We start from the raw sequence: 20,437 nt of genomic DNA on the forward strand, positions 1-20,437 counted from the left end.
TTTATAAAATAATTTGCATAAAAATGCGTTGTAGTAGCCAGAAAATAATTATTTATGTGTTGCGAAAAGTATGAAAGGAAAGACTTCATGACACTAACTGTAATACAGATGGAACGAAGGTTTCTAAAGCATAAAATTACGATGTTACATATAAACAAAGGACTGTCTGACAGGCCGAGAGCGACAATAACACAGTTAAATCTAAAGTAAACCAATATAATTTTATTTAATCAGATAAATTCTCTTTTATTTATCTAGAGTTATGGTTTTTTCTCATATGTTATCATGGTGATGCAGCTAGTTTTGTACTGTATTTGCGTGATTAAAAAATATTCAGGTGGCAAAAAGTGATTCAAGAAATTGAACAAGTATTAAGTTTTATGGTGGAAATTGAAAAGCTCAAAGATGTGCACCGAAAAACCAAGCCCGTCGGGCTTGCGCGTTATGAAAACTCAGCAGAGCATAGCTGGCATGTATGTTTATCGGCCCTGATGCTACAACAATACGCTAATCAGCCAGTGAATATTGATCGCGTTATTAAAATGCTGCTAATCCATGATTTAGGTGAAATTGACGCTGGCGATACCATTATTTATGCCACTGAAACCCCCGAGAATAAAGCATTAGAGTTAGCGGGCATAAAGCGTGTGATGGCGTTGTTACCCGCGGGTCAAGCCGAGCAATACATCGAACTTTGGCTCGAGTTTGAGGCCGGAGCAAGTAATGATGCTCAGTTTGCTAAAGCCATCGATCGCGTGCCGCCGTTATTGCATAACTTGCACGGTGAGGGTCATAGCTGGAAAGCTAACAAGGTTACGAAAGAGCAAGTGTTTAAAGTAAATAGCCGAATTGCCAAAGGCAGTAAGCCGCTGTGGGAGCTGCTTGAAGAAAAGTTGCAAGCTGCAATAGACGAGGGGCTACTCAAGTAACCCTCTCTGGCCAAAGCCGGCGCATGCGTTAATTTATCACTTTTTTTAATATTCACCGTCTGCCCCTGCCTGAAATAGTACATTTGGCTGACTGATACGCTTTGGATCTCAAACAGATGACAGCTAACTGAGGTTAGACTGCTATGCTCAATGTTATGAGCAAGTTCAACGGTTTGTACCTCTATGGCTGAAGACACCAGTGTGTTAGTGCTGCTGTTTGTTATTTCCGCATTGTTAGTTGGAGCATTGCTGAAGTCGTGCTCGCGTTTTATTCCGGTTCCTTACAGTGTGGCTTTGTTGATTATTGGGTTGGGGGCAGGCTTAGCAGGGCGTGACTCAGCCATGAGTAGTATTGAACAGGCGGTGCACAATCTTGCTAGCATCGAGCCGCACCTTATTTTATTACTATTTTTACCCACCTTAATTTTCGAGTCCGCTTTCTCATTAGAGCCTCATTTATTTAAGCGAATGTTCAGTCAGATTGCTATTTTAGCCGTGCCGGGCATGTTGCTAAGCACCTTATTAACCGGGGCCTTGGCTTATTATTTGTTTCCTTGGCAGTGGTCATGGACGATATGCTTACTATTCGGCGCTTTAATCAGTGCGACCGATCCGGTTGCGGTTGTAGCTTTACTCAAAGAGGTAAGTTCACGAAAGCGTTTGGAAATCTTAATCGAAGGTGAATCGCTTCTTAATGACGGCACTGCCATTGTACTGTTTGCCTTGTTTTATGGCTTGTTGAGTCAAGGTGGCGGTAGCTTTAGTATTATTGAATTCTCGGGCAGTTTTATCTACGTAGTTGTTCTGGGCTTTTTCATTGGCATCGTAATTGGGGCCTTGGTATTACTTTGGATTGCTAAGTTATTCAATCAACTGACGACTGAAATTACACTAACCATCGCGGCAGCGTACCTAGCTTACTATATTGCTGAAAATGTATTACATGCTTCTGGAGTCGTTGCCGTGGTGAGCTTGGGAGTGATGTTAGCCGCTCTTGGTCGGACTAAAATTTCACCCGAAGTGGCTGACTTTCTTCATCATTTTTGGCAAATGATGGCCCATGTGGCGAATACCCTAATTTTTATTCTGGTCGGGCTTATTATTGCAGTTCGGATTCGGCTTGATGTGGTGGACTGGTGGTTCAATTTGCTACTGCTATACATTGGCATTCAATTGATCCGCGCCTTGTGTGTGATTATTTTGATGCCACTGCTTTCAAGGTTTGGTATTGGTATTAACCGTGACAAGGCGGTGGTGTTGATTTGGGGAGGATTAAGGGGGGCTGTTTCGCTGGCATTGGCCTTGATTATTGCTCAAGATAGTTTATTGCCCAAAGAGTTGGGCGATCAGGTGTTATTTTTAACCGCGGGTATTGTGGTGATGACCATCGTGATTAACTCTTCTTCGATGCGCTGGGTATTAGCGAAATTAAAGCTAGATCAATTGCCTGCGGCGCAGCAGCTTACGGTTGAGAAGGTTAAGTATTCGGTGAAACAAGAGCTGTTATTGGCTATTCCTACCTTAAAGAAAAATGAATTTTTACAGCGGGCTAATTGGGAGAAACTGATTGGTGATTATGAAAAAATACCGCCACCAAAGACCGAGCAAACCCTAGACTCATCTATTGCATTTCGTCGCCGCATACTAGAAGCCGAACGTAAGTTTTATTGGAGCCAGTTTGCCAATGGTGAACAAACAGGGACCGCAACTGAGCATTTGGTGGACGCGGTGGAAAAAGCGCTGGACGGTGAGCCAAAGTTAGCGCCTCGCGATTCCTTGCTTCGTTTATGGCGTACGCCTTGGATTGTATTGTTTTGCAGTCGCTATCCATTGCTAAATCGAGTGGCATTGCATTTTGCTTTTGAGCGACTTGCGCTGAGTTATGATACGGCCCGATCTTTTGTTCAAGCCCAGGAAGAGATTATTCCCTATGTAGCTTCCTTAGCGCCTAGCGATGCAGACAAGGAAGCAGTATTAGCCGAAATTGAGCAAAATAAAAAAGCCACACGGCGACGCATTGAAGAGCTTAGAGATTGCTTTCCGGATATTTCTTACAGCTTAGAAACGCACACTGCGCACCGTTTAATGCTTAATTTAGAGCGGGCGCATATTGAGACTTTGGTAAATGAAGGGGTGCTGGCTAATAATGAAGCAGAGAAATTAGTAACAGAATTAGAGCGGCAATTAGCCGGCTTGCGCAAACAGCCGAATATGGTATCGGCGAAATTAATATCAGAAATACTCTCTACTTTGGCTTGGGCTGAGGGCTTAAAGCCGAGTACGTTAGATCAACTTGGTAAAATAGCGATTAGACAAATTTTTAACAGTGGTGAATTGCTTTATAAACAGCACACTAAGGCCCAGTTGATCGGTGTGATTATTCGCGGGCAAGTTGAGCGACAGTCAGTCGAGCATGAAATAGTGGTTAGTCGGGCCGACATAATCGGCACTTATGGCTTATTGTCGGGGCGTTATAACGACAGTGCCAAGGCTGTGACACCCGTTGAACTGCTTTGGTTTGATATTACTAAGCTAAGGCACATTATTGCACGTGATCTTGCCCTTGCTCAGGTCATAGAACAGCAATTGCATCAAGAATTAACACCTTGAGCCCTCAATGTTGGGAATGTATACCCAAGTTACCTCAAGATGCTTGTTCAGCGAGAGTTTGTAGGCTGTTAGGCGCGACGCTGATTTGAGACATAGTTATTCTACGTTGAAAATCAGCAACAAAGCATAACAGCCTACAAAACTCGCCCTTTGGGAGCCGCTCATTATGTTCATTTTTTCGTTAAAAAGCCTCGAAAGGGCTGGCCATTCCTTCGTCTTTTTGCCTCAAACTAAACAGAATGAGCGGCTCTGAATACTGCATCTTGAGGTGTCTTGGGTATAAAACAGCCGCGCACAAAAAAGCACAGCCGAAGCTGTGCTTTTGGCTTAGCAGTCGATTAGATTTATTTCTTTATCGGCTTAACGATATAGAGTAGATCGCCCGTTGATACTTGTTGACCACTGGTGTTCATAATGCGCTCTACGCGGTATTTCTGATCAGCAGGGTAAATCACCGCATCTTTACGGTTAAAGCCGGCTAGCGTGACTTTAGAGAACATCTTCATTGCTTCCATCAAACCTAACGTTTGATTCACACTCACGATATCGCCTTCTTTAACAAAGTCTGGCTCGCTTGGTGATGAAGCAGTGTAGAAGATACCCGCACTTTGTGCGATCACTTTTAGCTCATCAGAGCCTTCTACTTTGATTGACTCCGCAGAGGATGCACCAGCAACCGTTGCTGCGGCTTCCATTTCTGCAATCAAGGCATCTTGGTCTAGCTCTGCCATCAACTTAGGTAAGTAGTTGGTGTCGTAAACGCCTTGACGGAAGGTCTCATCTTTTAAGATGCGCTTCAGTAGCGGAATATTAGTGGCAATGCCTTTAATTACCACTGAGTCTAGGTAAGCGTATAGCTTCTCAACCGTGTCTTCACGATCTTTACCTTTGATGATGATTTGCGCAATCAAGCTATCGTAGTAAGGCGATACTTCTTTACCCTCTGCGATCATTGCCATGATTTCAACATCATCACGCTCAGGTAATACACATTCTGTAACTAAGCCTGGGTTAGGCACTAGCTGCATGATGCCGTTTGAATCCATCGCGGCTTTCTCTGCGGTAACACGTACTTCGATAGCATAGCCATCCAGTACTGGCTTCATGTCTTCAATACTTTCACCTGAAGCTATCTTGTATTGTGCGCTAACAATATCAACACCAGAGGTAGCTTCTGTCACAGGGTGTTCTACCTGTAGACGAGTGTTCATTTCCATGAAGTACACGTCGTTTGCATCTAGGTCGTAGATAAACTCCACGGTACCGGCACCGAAGTAGTTCACTGCATCTGCAATGGCTGCGGTGTATTTGTAAACGCGTTCTTCCAGATCTTTTGGCAGCATGGTTGAGGCTGACTCTTCCACCACTTTCTGGTTGTTGCGTTGCACTGAACAGTCACGTAAACCGAGTACGCGGGTGTTGCCGAACTTATCGCGCAGTAACTGGACTTCGATGTGACGTAGTGAGGTCACGTATTTCTCTAGGTACAAGTCACCGTTACCAAATGCTGCACGCGCTTCGGCGGTGATTTGATGATACAGTTCGTACATATCTTCAGCTTGGGTCACCACTTGGATACCTTTACCACCGCCGCCGTTAACGGCTTTAAGCAGTACTGGGTAGCCAATTTTCTCGGCGATGTCTTCAGCTTGCTCGGCGCTGCTTAGAATGCCGTGTGAGCCAGGTACCACAGGTACGTCATTGTCTTGCGCGGTCTTAATCGCGTTTGACTTGTTACCCATGGTTGACATGCTTTGCGTGCTTGGACCAATAAAGTTAATGCCGTGATTCACACACATGCTAGCAAACTGTGGGCTTTCTGATAGGAAGCCAATGCCAGGGTGCAGTGAGTCCACTTGTTCATGCTCTGCAACGCGCAGTACTGAGTAACCGTTTAAGTAGCTTTCGTCTGAGGTGTTACCCCCTAAACAAACTAAGCGATCGTTAGGGCGCAGCATATCGGCAGGCACTGACGTCATGTCTGGGTCTGATGCGACTAATACCACGTCGATGTTGTTTTCTTGTGCCTTGCGGATCAGTTTCACTGCGGTACAGCCACGCGCATGGATCAAGGTGCGTTTTACAGGCTTCATCAGTTCAACCGGATCCACTTGTTTCACGTCATTGAACTCAGCATCTGGCTGTGGCACAAAGCCTGAAAGAGCACGGTTCACCACTTCTTCTATGGTGTTGGTTGGCATTGGCATAGCAACGTCAATATCACGCAGCTTGTGGTCTAGATCGTCAGAGAACGGGTTTTTAACAAGACCAGCCATTGAGCCCGGCGTTACTGACAGGTAGTTCGACAGGGTAGCGGTTGACGGTAAGTACGCTGGTACCACCATTTGACCGGCAAATGGCATGTTAGTGCCTGATAGGTAATAAGTTTGCGCTAATGGATGGGTAACAAAGCTAGCTTGCGCGCCGCCCGTACAGTCACCATAACCAAACATCACGATGGGGAGTTCGTTATCACGTACAAAACGCGTGATACGGTCGTTCACCACCGCCATTGAGAATAGCGCAGCGGCACCTTCTTTGGTTTGCATCCCGCCTGAGCTGATAAATGCAATCACTGGCAGATGTTGCTTAGCACATTCTACTAGTAGGGCACAGAATTTTTCGGCACTGGCCATGTCAAACGCACCGGCTTGGAATGCCGTGTTAGATACGGCAATACCGACGCGTTGGTTTTTACCTTCGCTGAGTTGGAAGTCTGCAAAACCTGTGACTAAGCCACAAGGTTTAATGCCTTTATCCAGCGCGTCTTCAACAGAAAGACGGAAACCAGGGAAGTCCAACATGTTGGCGGTGATTTGGTTGCCGTTAATTTCTTTAAAGTTGGTAAAGAACTTAGCGATGATTTGCTCGTAGTTCTTATTATTCTTTTGTTTTTCAGTGCGCAATAAGCCTTGAATTAACAAGTCTTGGTAACCCATGGTTAAGCGGTTCCAGAAGTCTTTACGACGACCGATACGCATAGGGTTAATGGCACCCTTGTAGCTCGACTTATCTTTTTCAGTTTCGTAGTACTCAGGCAGTAGACGCTCGAAAAAGTAAGTAAGAATTACAAATAAACTGTCGTTTAATTGCGGGAAACCAATACTCTTCCACTGCTCTACTTTTGACAGTAGATCGCCACGGTGAGACTGATTCAGGAAGAATTTTAACCAATGGTTAAATGCGGCTTTTTGCTCAACCGGATCACCTTTACCGACTTTCTCTAGTGCTGCTTCGAGTGATTCGTTCATCAACTTAGATACAGAGGTACGCGATAGCGCTTGGTTATCCATCGCTTCTTTTGCAATACTGGCTAGATTGCCGATAGCAATATCGTATAGTTGGTTGAAGATCAGAATGTTACGACATTCTTGGATAAAGTCTTCACGCAGCTCTTTATGAACAATCACATCAACGACCGTTAGCTCATTAAGATCAGGCCAGCCTTTGGTGATAGGATTCGCTTTATCATCTTGCAAGTAGCGAATCAGCGCGCGGAAGTTATTCGTCGCACTTGATTTCCAGCGGTTGTATAAAGACAAGCTTAAGTTAAACAGTAACGCTTGCTTGGCTTTTTCAAAGTTTTCTTTTGGCTCACCAAGGATTAATTTAGTCAGCACGTTACGCTCTGTGCCTACTTCCTCTCGCTTGGCGATGAAGTTTTTCCAGTCTTTACTGAGCTGGTCGTCGTACTTGATGTTGTCGGGGGCGTCTAACCAAGATTCAAACACGCGTTTTTGATCTTCTTTGATCCGCGCTTTTAAATCACCTTCAGGTACTTCTAGTTTCGATAAACGGCCGTATTGATCCTCTGGAATAGAATGAATACGAGAGCGCAGTGTTAAGTAACGCATATAGCGATATGCTAAACCGAAGGCGTTATTATGCACTGTTGGGTTTTTCGCTAAGTGGAATGAAGAGGCATCTTCAACTGCTTGTAAGTGCTTAGACGGATTTAAGTAACGCGTTAAGCTGCGATGATAATGCTCAAGAATATCAGGATACTTGCGAACAAATTCAATAGACGCTTGTTCAATCGAGTTGATTGACGAAACAATGGCCTTTTGCAGGTTACGCTGGCGTTCATCTTCATCAACGGGTGAGAAGTCGACAATGCCGTCAATACAGCCGTTGGTGTATAGTTCTTCTGGGGATACGCCAACGAATTTGGCACATTCTTGCCAAGATAAGTTGTATTTACGAGCAATGCTTTGCAAGCCCTTTGGCTGGATAGTATTAAAAATACCATCTCGAACTGATAATAGAATGTTTGCAGTTGCCAGTGGAATGGCGCCACCTGAGTAACCGACACCGATAATGATACCGACGGTTGGCACGTCTACGTTGGCACTTTCAGCAATCATTTGTGAAATGCTATGAGCTTGGTTACCGGCATTGGCTGCTTCACCAGCATCTGCTCCCGGGGTGTCGATTAGGTAAACGATTGGCAATGCCATTTCTGAATATTTACGAATCGCCTTGCTAGCCGCTTTATGGTGCTCTGGCATCCAAGCACCATTGTTGGTGCTGCGCTCCTGTGCAATAAGGCCGACGCGGCGAGTGTAACCACCAAAGTCCAAATCCATCTCAGCACAGTAAAATGGACCTTTGCTGGTTTCACTAATGATTTTACCGTTAAAACCTGAGATCACATCTTTGGCACTTGGGCGCTTGTTGTCTTCAGCAGGCTGCACTGTTCGGGCTATGTAGGCATCAACATCCAATTTTTTGATGGCTTTTAGATTCGACTGAATTTTATCGTCAGCAATGAGCCCGTCTAGTTGGGCTACAACAGAAGGCAAGCTGTCGTCAGGAAACAGGGAGAAGTCTTTCGCTAAATGTTCGGCCTGGATAAATAAAGGGTCTGCGCCTTTGGTCATTTCCAGAAACGAGGATGTTGGTTTACCAGCCATACATTATCCTTATTTTTTCATATACGTATATAGGAGGCATAATCTACATCAAAGTTAAATGTGTTACTATGCTTTGCTATTAAACAGCATGTTCCATATATGGAACAGCAAGGAAAAGTGTGACAGATCTGAATGGTATGGCAATCTTTGCCAAGGTAGTTGAAGCAAAAGGGTATTCTCAAGCATCGCGCTTAACGGGACTGCCGAAGTCGACTATTAGCCGAAAAATTTCTCAATTAGAGGAAACGTTAGGCGTTCGTCTGTTGCAGCGAAACACTCGCGGTTTGAGTCTCACTCATGTTGGTGCGCTTTATTATCAGCACTGCGCCAATATTGTCCAAGAGATGGAAGAAGCGTTAGCTACAATAGAAAATACCCATCAAGACATTACCGGCATGCTGCGCATTGCGCTGCCGGTGTCGTTTCACCAAGATGCGATAGCCACGTTATGCAGTGGTTTTTTGCGCAAATATCCGAAAGTGGATTTAGATATTCAATTTATCGATGCCGAAGTCAGCCTCATTGGGGAAGGCTATGATATTGCTATCAAATATGGCCCGTTAGATGCTTCTGATCTGATTGCTCGATTATTAGTCGAGCGCCAGCCAGTGCTAGTGGCCAGTGTCAAATATTTAAAAGCCCACGGTGCACCCGCTACACCACAAGATTTAGCGAATCATCAAGGTTTGTTACTAGGCACACCTCGTTCATCGGCGATTTGGCCAATCGGAGTTGGCGCAGAAAAAACCATGGTGCAGTTTGAGCGTAAGGTGCGAGTTAATAGTAATACGGTATTGAAACAAATGACAAAAGCGGGCGTTGGCATTGCAATGTTAACTGAATCAGTGTGTCATGAAGAACTGCAGTCGGGTGAATTGAGAAGGGTGCTTGCTGATTATCCGTTAGAGCCAATTAAGGTTTACGGTGTCTATTCAAGCCGACGCCAGCTGGCGAATAAAATTACCAGCTTTTTGGATTTTTTCTGCCAACACTTTGCTACCCATGAATCATTACAGCCGCTCATGCGTAGCGTACGCTAAAGGTTACATCTGTTTAAACAAAGTCTGGAAACTGCGGCTAACGGCCACAGGGCGTTTCACATTGTTTAAGTGCACCACCATCTTGCCGGTAATATCTTTGTTCACATGTTTAATAGCAGATACGTTAACGATACTACTACGATGAACTTGCCAGAAATTTTGTGGGTCTAGCTGTTGAGCCAAGTCTTTGATGGGGGTGCGGATAACAAACTCACCTTCATGGGTAATGGCAGTGGTGTATTTGTCCTCGGCATGAAAGCATAATACGTCGGCAATGGCGATGATATGGATGTTATCTTTGCGACTTGCCTTAAGCCACTCAAGATAGTTGCCGTTCGGATTACTCAGCTTAGCAATCAGTTTATTAAGGTTTTCTTTTTCAGGCTCTGGGTCGCTTTGCTTTGACTGCAAGCGCAATTTGACTTTTTCAATTGAACGAACCAGACGATCTTCCGAGATGGGCTTGAGTAGGTAATCAACCGCTTCATGTTCAAATGCTTCTACGGCATATTGGTCATAGGCAGTAGTGAATACGATCAAAGGTGAGTTTGGTTGATGACTTAATCTTCGCGCCACTTCGATGCCGTCTAGTCCTGGCATACGAATGTCGAGAAAAATAATATCAGGGTTAAGTTCCTCAACCATCTCCAGAGCTTTGTTGCCGTCACCTGCGCTGCCAATAATGCTAAGCTCTGGCCAGTTATCCCCGAGTAGTTTATCAAGGTAAATTCTCAGTAGCGGTTCGTCATCTACTATTAACGCAGTGATATTATTGTGCATAAGGTATTTCCATCTCTAATTTAAATCCACCCTGCGAAAGTTCTTGAAAATGTAACGCACTATGGCCATCAAATAGGCTTAATAGCCGTTGCTTGGTGTTATGAATACTGAGCCCCGACAAGCGTTCACACCGACCCGCCGCGCCATCATCACTAATGATCACTTTCAACTTGTGGAGTTGATTGTTTTCACATAGGCCAGTGATTTCTATATTAATTGTACCGCCTTCTAAAGCCGGTTCAATACCATAAATAATGGCATTTTCTATCCAAGGTTGCAGCAGTAGTGGTGGTATTAATAGTTCATTATCTAATTTTGGGTTGACCGATATTTTGTAGTTTAAACGCTCACCTAAGCGAATTTTATGAATAGAGAGGTAAGCACTAATAAAGTTAAGCTCATCTTTTAAACTTACTAATTTTTTTCGAGAGCCAGTCAGGCTCTGTCTGAGTAATTTGGTTAGCAAGTTAAGCAGCTCGAGCGCTTTATCGGGGTCGGACGGGATCACCGCTTGCAGGTTGGCCAAGGTATTAAACAAAAAATGTGGCTCTACTTGGCTTTGTAGTAGCTGAAGTTGGCTAAGGATAAGTTCTTTTTCGTGCTGAGATTTATCGAGTTGGGCTTGTTTAAGTTGTTCTTTTATTTTAAATGAAGACTCTCTGGCGTAGAAATACCAAGCGATAACCAAGCTAAATAACGTGGCAGCGATGAATACTTTTACACTCGCAAAGATGGCGACATTGAGGCTATCGCTATGGGCGAGATGATGTACCCAAAAGCCAATAATGATGCCAAAAGGTAAACAGAGTAGCCAAGGAAGTGCTGCTCGACTGACGCGTAAATAATCCCGTTTTTTTGACGGTAACCAGAACAGTGGAATAAGTACTAATAATCCAACCCCATTGAAAATAAGCAAGGTTGTCCAAATGGGGGTCGAGATGACATTAAAAACAGAACTAGAGAGACCAATCAGTGAAAATATAAGCACCACTAACCCTGTTCTTTGCAACAGTAGCTTTAAGCAGACAGCAGGTGTATGAGAAAAATGTGACATAACTTAAGTTGCCCTGAATCAATGCTTACCAATGATTTGTTATTATGATCTTACTGTGATGTTGTTATTTCGTAAAAGCTATCTTAAAAAAAAGCCATCACTAGTATGGGCCTTAACCAGTGATGGCATTTGCCTATAAAGTCACTCAACGCATGCAGGGAGCTTCGTAATTAAGAGTGTGTAGGCGCACAAAGTTTGTTTTAGACAGTTTTCAAAAAAACTAAGATTAATATATAGCAAATGATCTGGCTGACTATGCCAATGCGACAGAAAGTAAAGCTTCTCAGATAGTTGGTAACTTATGCGGATAAATGGAAATGGGCTAGTTTACTGTTTTGATCCTGAGTAAAGGTCATAAAAAAGCCATAGAGCAATAGAGGCCGCGCCTATCCATGGCCCAATATTGACCAATCGATCCAAGGCATTTGCGAAGTAAAAGCCTGCCGGCATCAGCGTAAATAAAAATAGACACAAAACGATGAAGCTTTTCATTTTATTCACGCTATATGAAGGGAGTTACTTATTGATTTGTTTTACATCTTCGTGAATTTCTTGGGCATTCCAAACGAATTCAAATAGGTATTCTTCAGACCATTCTTGGCGTGGAAAATGGATCTCAACGTAATTATCTTCAAACTTGTACAGAGATGCGCCAATTTTTGTATCACTGCAAATCCACAGTAAAATAAAGGCAACTAACGGATAAACGAACAAGACCTTAAACATAATTCTTCCTTGAGAATTTCCTTGAGCAAATTTGCATGAGCATTCTACCTGAGCGAGACCACAAAAACAGTGAAGTAAAAAATATTTTTCGCGCTAAGGCCTCGTAATTCATTCAGTTAGGCTGTGATCTGTTTGGGCTTCTTTTAGCCTAGTGTTAAGCTTACCCTTATTTATGAATATTGATTGGTGAGACTTAATCACTCAATGGAAGTGGTGCGCACTTAAAGGTTAACTTTTATAACGAGGCATCACGAATGATGAAACATAGGTTCGTGAACTTGCCCCTGAAATTATGGTGTGGCGGATCAGGGCGTTTATTTGTAGCTAATGAAAGGCGTTGCTTGGCTCAACGGCTGCTATTTTGGTGGGGGGCTTTATGGACATTGAATATCGATTGCCGGTGTTAAGGGTAATCTGGAAGTTGCTTATTCTTGCAGCTTTTCCATTGTTAGTTTGGGGCTACTTGAAAGGGACGGGCTTAAGCTTTACCCAGCTGGATGCTGGAACAAATATACACAAAATGATTATTTTCGCGTTGTACCTAGTGTTGATCCTCGCTTGGTGGTGGCTTAATCCAAAAGTGCTGCGCTTCTTAAGTCGGAGACGCTAATGGCATTAGAGCCTTATTTACTCTATCCACTGATTACGCTTACCATCTCTGGAATAATCAGCTTGATAGTGGTGATAGTTTTAAATCAACGCTATCAACAAGCCAGTAACCAACTCAACACCGAAAATGCGTTATTGGCGCAACGCTTAGAAGATATCAGTAACGATAAAGCAGAGTTGCAATTAACACTTAAAGAGCTGCAAGTTAAAAGCGATTTGCAACAAGAGCACATTACTAAGCTCACGACCCGTTTTCGTGAGGTACAGGTTCAGCTGCATAACGAACGCCAGCGAGGCGAAGAGCGCTTAGCCCAACAAGCGGCCTCAGAGCAAAAGCTGACAGAGCAATTTGAGCGTTTATCTCAGCGCATTTATGCCGAAGAAACCGCTAAGTTTAAGTCATTAAATCGCGATAGCTTAGAGTTGTTGCTCAATCCTTTACAGCAGCAATTGGCGGGCTTTAAATCTCAAGTAACAGAGACCTACAACAACGAAGCTAAAGAGCGCTTTAGCTTAAAAGTGGAAGTGGAGAAACTGGCTAACCTTAATCAGCGCATGGTGGAAGAGGCGGCGAACTTAACTCAAGCCCTAAAAGGGGATAATAAACAGCAGGGTAACTGGGGCGAAGTTATCTTACAGCGTATTTTAGAAGATTCAGGTTTGCGAGAAGGCCATGAATATCATATCCAGCAAAGTTTAAAAAATGAATATGGACGGCGCTATCAACCTGATGTCATCGTTCATTTACCGAAAGGTAAAGACATAGTGGTGGATTCTAAGGTCTCCTTAACCGCTTATGAACGCTTTTTTAATGCCGATTCGGAAGCGGCTAAGAAGCAAGCATTGAACGAACACGTCGTATCAGTGCGGTCCCACATTAAGGGGTTAGGGCAAAAGGATTACCATAAGCTGCAAGGCGTGAAAACATTAGATTATGTGTTGTTATTTATTGCAGTGGAGCCTGCTTTCTTACTGGCGGTACAAGAAGATCCTAGCTTGGTTAAAACTGCGTTAGACAATAATATTTTGCTCGCTAGCCCTGCCAATTTAATGATTGCGCTGCGCACGATCGAAAACCTTTGGCGCTACCAAAGGCAGGAAGACAACTCTCAGCTTATTGCGCAAAAAGCGGGTAAGTTGTATGAAAAGCTCAGGTTGTTTAGCGAAGATTTGCTTGAAGTCGGTATGTCTATTGATAAAGCACAAGCGTCCTACCAGCGTTCATTTAAACGTTTTTCGCAAGGTAGAGGCAATGTTGTACAGCAGGCTGAGCAATTAAAGAGTTTAGGCGCTGAGGTGAATAAATCCCTGCCATCTCAGTTGCTTGATGAAGCCGATGTAGAAGATATCGCGCCAGCAAGTACAGCTTTATTTAAGGTGTCTGAATAAGCCGATTTTGACATAGTTAACCAGAGTTCTGGATAAGTAAATCTGAGGTTAGTTATGCTTAGGGCCGGCACTGCCAGAATCAAAGTGCAGCCGCTTATTCTCGTTCTAGTGATTGTAATGCTTCTAGTCTAGCTTGCAGTGATTGCTCGGGTGCTGGTGTGCGTACTATTTCGATAGGCGATTTTGTCCCTCCCAGTAATTGTGAGACTAGAAAGCACTGCCCATAAAGCAAACTTACAGGGTTAAATAGGACGATAAGAGAGCCAATTATTAAAATTTGTTTCATTATTTATTATCTTTTTAAGCTAGTACAACATTTCACTTCACTGGATCTATAACATAGTTTGGTTTATTAAGCTTTTTTCATGCCATATTATTAAATCAAGATCACGGCTTGCCGTTTCATGCTTTTCCCTCGGCAAGGTAAGTGGTGTCGATATAAGCTTGGTTAGTCGCTTTGGGATCATTTATTAAAAATGAGCGGATTGTCGGTGAAAATGCTGGTGACGCCCATTTGCCAAAGTTGCTCAGCTTGTTTTTTGTTATTAACGGTATAGCAAAGTAACGGATAGCCAGCTGCGGTAATAGCCTTTGCTTGTGTTTCATTGAGCAAATCGCTATCACAATGCAAACTAACAGCGTTAAGGCGTCGCATAATGCAAAGCCAGTCAGTGGGGACTTCTTCAAATAATACACCGAGAGCTAAATCAGGGCGTAACACTTTTAGTTCTGCCAAGGTGTCATGACAAAAGCTACTAATGACTAGGCTGTGGCTAAATTCCACTTGGCTTAGTGCGTGGCAAACCGCTTGAGCCATGTGTTTGGGAGATTGTTGATAGGTTTTGATTTCCAGGTTTAGATTTAAACCTAAGCGATCAATGTAAAGCAGCGCTTGACTCAGGCTTGGTAGCTGCTCTCCTTGAAAACTAGGTGCAAACCAAGCACCGACATCTAGCTGTTGTAATTGCTCGAAATTAAAGTCTATTAAGGCACCATGGCCATTACTACATCGGTCTAATGTGTCATCGTGCATGATGACACATTCACCTGATCCGCATAGCGTTGTGTCAATTTCAATCCAAGTTAAACCCAGCTCTGCGGCGCGTTCAAACCCAGCTAGGGTGTTTTCCGGCGCGAGCTCTTTCACTCCTCGGTGCCCAATCAAAGGGGGGAAAGTGATGTTATTGCTCATACTAGCCTCGCCAAAATGCGGGGAAAAATAATACGGTAACCGTTAAAATTTCGAGTCGTCCCATTAACATTGCCACGCTTAGCGCCCATTTTGATGCGTCAGGTAAACTGGCGAAGTTGCCCGATGGGCCTATCAATTCACCGAGACCGGGACCGACATTAGACACCGCGGTGATCGCGCCAGTTAGAGAGACCACTAAGTCAGAACCAAATGCAGCGAGTATCGCGGCAGTAATTAAGATGGTGATGAAATACGACAGTATAAAGGCAACAAGAGAGCGAATAATAGCGTCATTAACGCGACGTTTATTGTAGTTTTGTGGAAACACTCCACGGGGGTGTAGCAGTTGTTGAGTTTGTTTTTTGAGTAGTGTAGCAGCTATTTGAAAGCGGAATATTTTTATCCCACCAGAGGTCGACCCAGAACAAGCGCCAGCAAACATTAAGAAGAAAAAGATGAGTGTGGCAAAGTTACCCCACGCGCTGAAATCGGACAAGCCAAAGCCAGTGGTGGTGATCACTGAGATGACGTTAAACAAGCTAATGCGCACCGCATCAGCTAGCGGAAACGTGTTATGCCACCAAAGAAATAACGTGATTAACGCGGTACTAACCAGCACTAGCTTAACAAAGCCAAGCACTTGAGCATCGCGATAAATATGCTTAGTACTGCGCTTTTTGAAGGCGTGAATAAGCAGTAAAAAGGGTAGCCCACCTAGGAACATAAACAAACTCGCATTCCAATGTGCGGCAGCACTAAAATGTGACATTGAACTGTCTGATGTCGAATATCCGCCAGTGGATAAGGTGGTCATGGCATGATTAATCGCTTCAAATTGAGTCATGCCAGAGGCAAGGTAGCCGAAGTAGCAACAAATAGTGAGAACCAGATAAACCTGTAATATTTGCCATGCAAGTTGTTGGGTTTTTGGCGTGCTTTTATCCGACCACTCTGATGACTCGGTTTGGAATAAGCGCATACCACCAACGTTTAAAAACGGTAAAATAGCCACGCCCATCACAATAAACCCGATGCCGCCTAGCCATTGCAAAATAGAACGCCACATCAACACGCTATGGGGCATGGTATCTAAGCCACTAAGCACGGTACTGCCGGTGGTGGTGATACCAGACATTGTTTCAAAATAGGCATCGGTGTAGCTCATGTGCTCAATTAACATAAAAGGCAATGCTGCAAAGGCGCTGCCTATCACCCACACCAAGGTAGTGAGTAAAAACATTTCGCGAACGCCTAAGCGAAAGTGTTGTACTCGGCCAAAATGAAGCAGTAAAAATGAGGCGGTATGGCCTAAAACAATGGAGAGAAAAAATTCCTGCGTGCCGACGTCTGCAGTGAACAAGGCCAGTAGCATCGGAATGTACATAAATAAGGCAAGCTTAGATAATATCAACCCGGTGATAAAAAAAAGCGGCTTGTAGTTTAGCATCTGGCTAGCCCTTTATTGGCTTAGAGGAAAAATGGGCTAGGTTGGAACAGGCGCTCTACTTCAGGAATAAATTTCTTATTCACTAAAAACATTACCACGTGATCATCTTGTTCTATTTCTGTGTTGTCGTGAGCGATCAATACTTCGTCACCGCGCACTATCGCGCCAATCGTAGTGCCGGGAGGCAATTTAAGCTCACTGAGTTTTCTGCCAACCACTTTCGAGGTTATTTTATCACCATGTGCGATGGCTTCAATAGCCTCTGCCGCGCCGCGCCGCAATGAATAAACGTTGGCCAAGTCTGCTTTTCGAACATGAGTGAGCAAGGCTGAAATGGTGGCTTGTTGCGGCGATATGGCTATATCAATCGGGCCACCTTGAACTAAGTCAACATAGGCGCCACGTTGGATCAATACCATCACTTTTTTCGCGCCAAGCTGTTTGGCGAGCATGGCCGACATGATGTTCGCTTCATCATCGTTAGTCACGGCAATGAATACGTCGGTTTGGTCTATATGCTCTTCAGTTAATAATTCATGATCGGAGGCATCACCACAAAATACGATGGTGTTATCCAATAATTCAGATAAGCGTTCAGCGCGTTTATGGTTTCGCTCAATCAGCTTAACGCTATAGCTTTTTTCGAGTGCTTTCGCTAAGCCCGCACCGATGTTACCGCCACCGACGATCATAATGCGCAAATAAGGGCGCTCTAGCTTTTGCAGCTCGCTCATTACGGCTCGGATATGGGCGCTAGCGGCCACAAAAAACACTTCATCATCTGCTTCGATAATGGTAGTGCCTTGCGGGCGAATCGCGTTGCCTTGACGAAAGATCGCCGCCACGCGGGTCTCGATGTTGGGCATATGTTGTTTAAGAGCAGCCAGCGCATTACCCACTAAAGGCCCGCCATAATAGGCTTTTAAGCCAACTAGGCCGACTTTGCCTTCGGCAAAATCCACCACTTGCAGTGCGCCTGGATAGTCAATTAAGCGTTTAATATAGTCTGTGACTAATTGTTCGGGCGCGATTAAGTGATCGATGGGCACGTTTTCATTATTAAATAAGCGATCTTTTTCGCGTAGGAGTGCGGCTGAGCGGATCCGAGCGATTTTGTTTGGGGTATTAAATAAGGTATAAGCAATCTGACAGGCAACCATATTGGTTTCGTCGCTGTTGGTCACCGCGACTAACATATCGGCATCTTCTGCACCGGCTTCTCGTAACACATGAGGGTGAGCGGCATGACCTTGCACCACGCGAAGATCAAATTTATCTTGTAAATCTCTCAGGTTTTCTTCATTTTGGTCAACGATTGTAATGTCGTTGTTTTCACCAACTAAGTTTTCAGCCAGCGTTCCACCCACTTGACCTGCACCGAGAATAATAATCTTCATTACTGACCCTTAAACGGCCCAGTAGGCCGGTTTGACGATTAACTAAGCTTTAAGCAATCTAGGCTTTACGCAACTTAGCGTAATAAAACCCATCCATGTATTCTTGCCCCGGCAAAATCTGCCATCCCGGATTTTCTGGGGTGTCGTCAGGATTGATGGGTTGCAGTATAGCGTCTTTATTTTCGGCTAAAAAGCCCTTGATTTGTTGTGTGTTTTCATCAGCTAAAATTGAGCAGGTGGCATAAAGCAAGGTTCCACCTGATTTGAGCAGTGCCCAGTTGGCTTTTAAGATGGCTTTTTGTAGCTGGACTAGCTCAGCAATGTCCGAGTCACGCCGTAGCCACTTAATATCAGGATGGCGTCTTATTACGCCCGTTGCACTACAAGGGGCGTCAAGTAAGATGCGATCAAATTGTTGCTCATCCCACCAGGTTTCGGGCAAGCTGGCATCGCCATGGATCAAGCTTGCATTCAAGCCGATACGGTCTAAGTTTTCTTGCACGCGCAATAGGCGTTTTTGATCAAAGTCGATCGCTGTCATGGCTTGTAGATCTGGCTGGTTTTCTAAAATGTGCGCTGTTTTTCCGCCAGGAGCAGCACAGGCATCTAAGATCCGTTCACCCGGCTGAGCATCAAGTAACAAGGCGGCCATTTGCGCGGCAGCGTCTTGTACCGAGCTCGCACCTTGGTCAAAACCTGTGAGTTTGGTAACATCAACGGGTTTATCTAAGCGCAGCGCTTGGCTTGAGATAGTCGAGGTTTCACTGGTAATGTCGCTTTCTGCTAGTAAAGTTTGATATTGTTCGGGTGAGTAATGACGACGGTTAACCCGAAGCCACATTGGCGCACGCTCATTACCCGCTTCAAGAATGGCTTGATAATTACTTGGGTAGTTAGCCTGTAAGCGTTTTACAATCCAGCTTGGGTAGCAGTAAGTTAGTGTAATGTTATTTTCTACTTGTGCTATTAAGCTTTCTTCTTGACGCTGAAAATTGCGTAATACTGCGTTTATTAAACCTTTAAGGGCCGGTGCTTTTAGCTCTTTTACCCCATTGACTGTGTCGGCGACTGCGGCATGAGCAGGGATCCGCGTATAAAGTAATTGGTATAAGCCAACTAATACTAGATAATGTAACGGACGCTTTTTACCGGTTAACGGCTTGTCCATCAGGCTTTTGCAGAAAAAATCTAATCGGGGAAGCCAGCGTAATACGCCGTAGCAAAGCTCTTGCAACAGGGCTTTGTCTCTTACCGCAATGGTTTGTTGCGCTAGAGGTAGAGCATTACTGAGTGACTCTCCGCGCTCAACCACATTATTTAATACTTGAGCGGCTGCCGCTCTGACATTTTGATTAGCCAAGTTGACGCCCCACTGTGAACCAGTCTTGTTTTGCATTTAATACGTCTTGTACAGCCATGGCTTTTTTACCCGGGATCTGGATTTGCTGTAAATTTAAAATACCGTCACCTGTGGCCACTTGTATACCTTGTTTATCAGCTGACATTATCGTGCCTGCGGCAACATCAACCGTTTGTTCGATTACATCAGCTTGCCAAACTTTGATATTTTGACCATCTAACTGAAAGTACGAACAAGGCCAAGGGTTGAATGCGCGTACGCAACGCTCGATAAATACGGCACTGTCTTGCCAGTTTATTAAGGCTTCTTCTTTTGATAGTTTTTTTGCGTAATTGGCTAAAGCATCGTCTTGCGGCTGTGCTTGTGCTGTTTGATTAGCAATCGCTGCAACAGTTTCAAGTAATGCATTCGGTCCTAACTCTGCGAGCTTGTCATACATACTTGCGCTGGTATCGCTGGCAAGGATGGGTAATTCGCTCTTACTAAGCATCGCGCCAGTGTCTAAGCCTTCGTCCATCTGCATAATGGTTACACCGGTAGTGGCATCGCCAGCCCAAATGGCACGTTGAATCGGCGCCGCGCCGCGCCAGCGAGGTAGTAGCGAGCCATGTACATTAATACAGCCCAATTTTGGAGTGTTTAGTACCGCTAATGGCAGTAGTAAGCCATAAGCAACCACTATCATTAAGTCAGCATTGAGGGACGCTAGCTCAGCTTTAGCTTCATCAGACTTAAAGTTTTCAGGTTGGAATACAGCTAGGTTGTGCTCAACGGCGAGACTTTTTACGGCGCTGGGAGTAAGCTTTTTGCCACGCCCGGCAGGTCTATCCGGTTGCGTGTAAACGCCGACAATATTGCAATCAGCTTGGATCAAGGCGGCTAAGTGGCGGGCGGCAAAATCTGGGGTGCCGGCAAAAACAATATTAAGTGATTTCAAGGCATTTCCATCTTAGTAAATTGGCAGGTCAAGCTGCACCGCAAGCTATCAACT

General features: G+C 44.4%; 14 protein-coding genes. 5 read left to right on the forward strand and 9 right to left on the reverse strand.

The window, feature by feature from the left end:
• Nucleotides 1–347: 347 nt before the first annotated feature.
• A complete protein-coding gene (locus tag K6Y31_RS05290) occupies nucleotides 348–929 on the forward strand; it encodes an HD domain-containing protein (RefSeq protein WP_233051801.1) in 582 nt (193 codons plus the stop codon).
• A 183-nt stretch (nucleotides 930–1,112) separates the two neighbouring features.
• A complete protein-coding gene (locus K6Y31_RS05295; protein WP_233051802.1) occupies nucleotides 1,113–3,539 on the forward strand; it encodes a cation:proton antiporter in 2,427 nt (808 codons plus the stop codon).
• A gap of 344 nt (nucleotides 3,540–3,883) precedes the next feature.
• Here the strand turns inward: K6Y31_RS05295 and K6Y31_RS05300 are convergent, their stop codons facing one another.
• Nucleotides 3,884–8,452 (reverse strand): ATP-binding protein, encoded by a 4,569-nt coding sequence (locus K6Y31_RS05300; protein ID WP_233051803.1) that lies wholly within the window; start codon nucleotides 8,450–8,452, stop codon nucleotides 3,884–3,886.
• Between the two features lie 119 nt (nucleotides 8,453–8,571).
• Here K6Y31_RS05300 and K6Y31_RS05305 point away from each other — a divergent pair, with 119 nt between their 5' ends.
• Entirely contained in the window at nucleotides 8,572–9,492 is a 921-nt protein-coding gene (locus K6Y31_RS05305; protein WP_233051804.1) for a LysR family transcriptional regulator, read from the forward strand.
• A gap of 3 nt (nucleotides 9,493–9,495) precedes the next feature.
• Here K6Y31_RS05305 and K6Y31_RS05310 read toward each other — a convergent pair whose 3' ends face one another.
• The 3 genes from K6Y31_RS05310 to K6Y31_RS05320 form a co-directional block, all read right to left on the reverse strand.
• Nucleotides 9,496–10,272, reverse strand: a complete 777-nt coding sequence (locus K6Y31_RS05310; RefSeq protein WP_233051805.1) for a LytR/AlgR family response regulator transcription factor — start codon at nucleotides 10,270–10,272, stop codon at nucleotides 9,496–9,498.
• On the reverse strand, nucleotides 10,262–11,326 hold the full coding sequence (locus K6Y31_RS05315; protein WP_233051806.1) for a sensor histidine kinase: 1,065 nt from the start codon (nucleotides 11,324–11,326) through the stop codon (nucleotides 10,262–10,264). Before K6Y31_RS05315 ends, K6Y31_RS05310 begins: the two co-directional genes overlap by 11 nt.
• Before the next feature lie 516 nt (nucleotides 11,327–11,842).
• Complete coding sequence (locus tag K6Y31_RS05320; RefSeq protein ID WP_233051807.1) at nucleotides 11,843–12,052, reverse strand: hypothetical protein; 210 nt, start codon at nucleotides 12,050–12,052, stop codon at nucleotides 11,843–11,845.
• 376 nt (nucleotides 12,053–12,428) lie between these two features.
• Between K6Y31_RS05320 and K6Y31_RS05325 the strand changes: the two genes are divergently transcribed.
• Both K6Y31_RS05325 and rmuC read left to right on the forward strand, forming a co-directional pair.
• Nucleotides 12,429–12,662, forward strand: a complete 234-nt coding sequence (locus K6Y31_RS05325; RefSeq protein WP_233051808.1) for a hypothetical protein — start codon at nucleotides 12,429–12,431, stop codon at nucleotides 12,660–12,662.
• The gene (gene rmuC / locus K6Y31_RS05330) at nucleotides 12,662–14,050 is read left to right on the forward strand and encodes a DNA recombination protein RmuC (protein ID WP_233051809.1); all 1,389 of its coding nucleotides are present in this window, start codon (nucleotides 12,662–12,664) and stop codon (nucleotides 14,048–14,050) included. Before K6Y31_RS05325 ends, rmuC begins: the two co-directional genes overlap by 1 nt.
• A gap of 463 nt (nucleotides 14,051–14,513) precedes the next feature.
• Here rmuC and K6Y31_RS05335 read toward each other — a convergent pair whose 3' ends face one another.
• From K6Y31_RS05335 to fmt, 5 genes are read right to left on the reverse strand one after another with little or no spacing between them, the layout of a single operon-like run.
• Nucleotides 14,514–15,242: a glycerophosphoryl diester phosphodiesterase gene (locus K6Y31_RS05335; RefSeq protein ID WP_233051810.1), complete on the reverse strand. Its 729-nt coding sequence runs from the start codon at nucleotides 15,240–15,242 to the stop codon at nucleotides 14,514–14,516.
• A gap of 1 nt (nucleotide 15,243) precedes the next feature.
• Nucleotides 15,244–16,689, reverse strand: a complete 1,446-nt coding sequence (locus tag K6Y31_RS05340; RefSeq protein ID WP_233051811.1) for a TrkH family potassium uptake protein — start codon at nucleotides 16,687–16,689, stop codon at nucleotides 15,244–15,246.
• Nucleotides 16,690–16,709: 20 nt separating this feature from the next.
• On the reverse strand, nucleotides 16,710–18,086 hold the full coding sequence (trkA, locus tag K6Y31_RS05345; RefSeq protein WP_232800732.1) for a Trk system potassium transporter TrkA: 1,377 nt from the start codon (nucleotides 18,084–18,086) through the stop codon (nucleotides 16,710–16,712).
• A 58-nt stretch (nucleotides 18,087–18,144) separates the two neighbouring features.
• Complete coding sequence (gene rsmB / locus K6Y31_RS05350; RefSeq protein ID WP_233051812.1) at nucleotides 18,145–19,482, reverse strand: 16S rRNA (cytosine(967)-C(5))-methyltransferase RsmB; 1,338 nt, start codon at nucleotides 19,480–19,482, stop codon at nucleotides 18,145–18,147.
• Complete coding sequence (gene fmt, locus K6Y31_RS05355; protein ID WP_233051813.1) at nucleotides 19,439–20,383, reverse strand: methionyl-tRNA formyltransferase; 945 nt, start codon at nucleotides 20,381–20,383, stop codon at nucleotides 19,439–19,441. Before fmt ends, rsmB begins: the two co-directional genes overlap by 44 nt.
• Nucleotides 20,384–20,437: the final 54 nt, after the last annotated feature.

The sequence above is a fragment of the Motilimonas cestriensis genome (assembly GCF_021295315.1).
GTDB classification, from domain to species: Bacteria; Pseudomonadota; Gammaproteobacteria; order Enterobacterales; family CBDFNC01; genus Motilimonas; species Motilimonas cestriensis.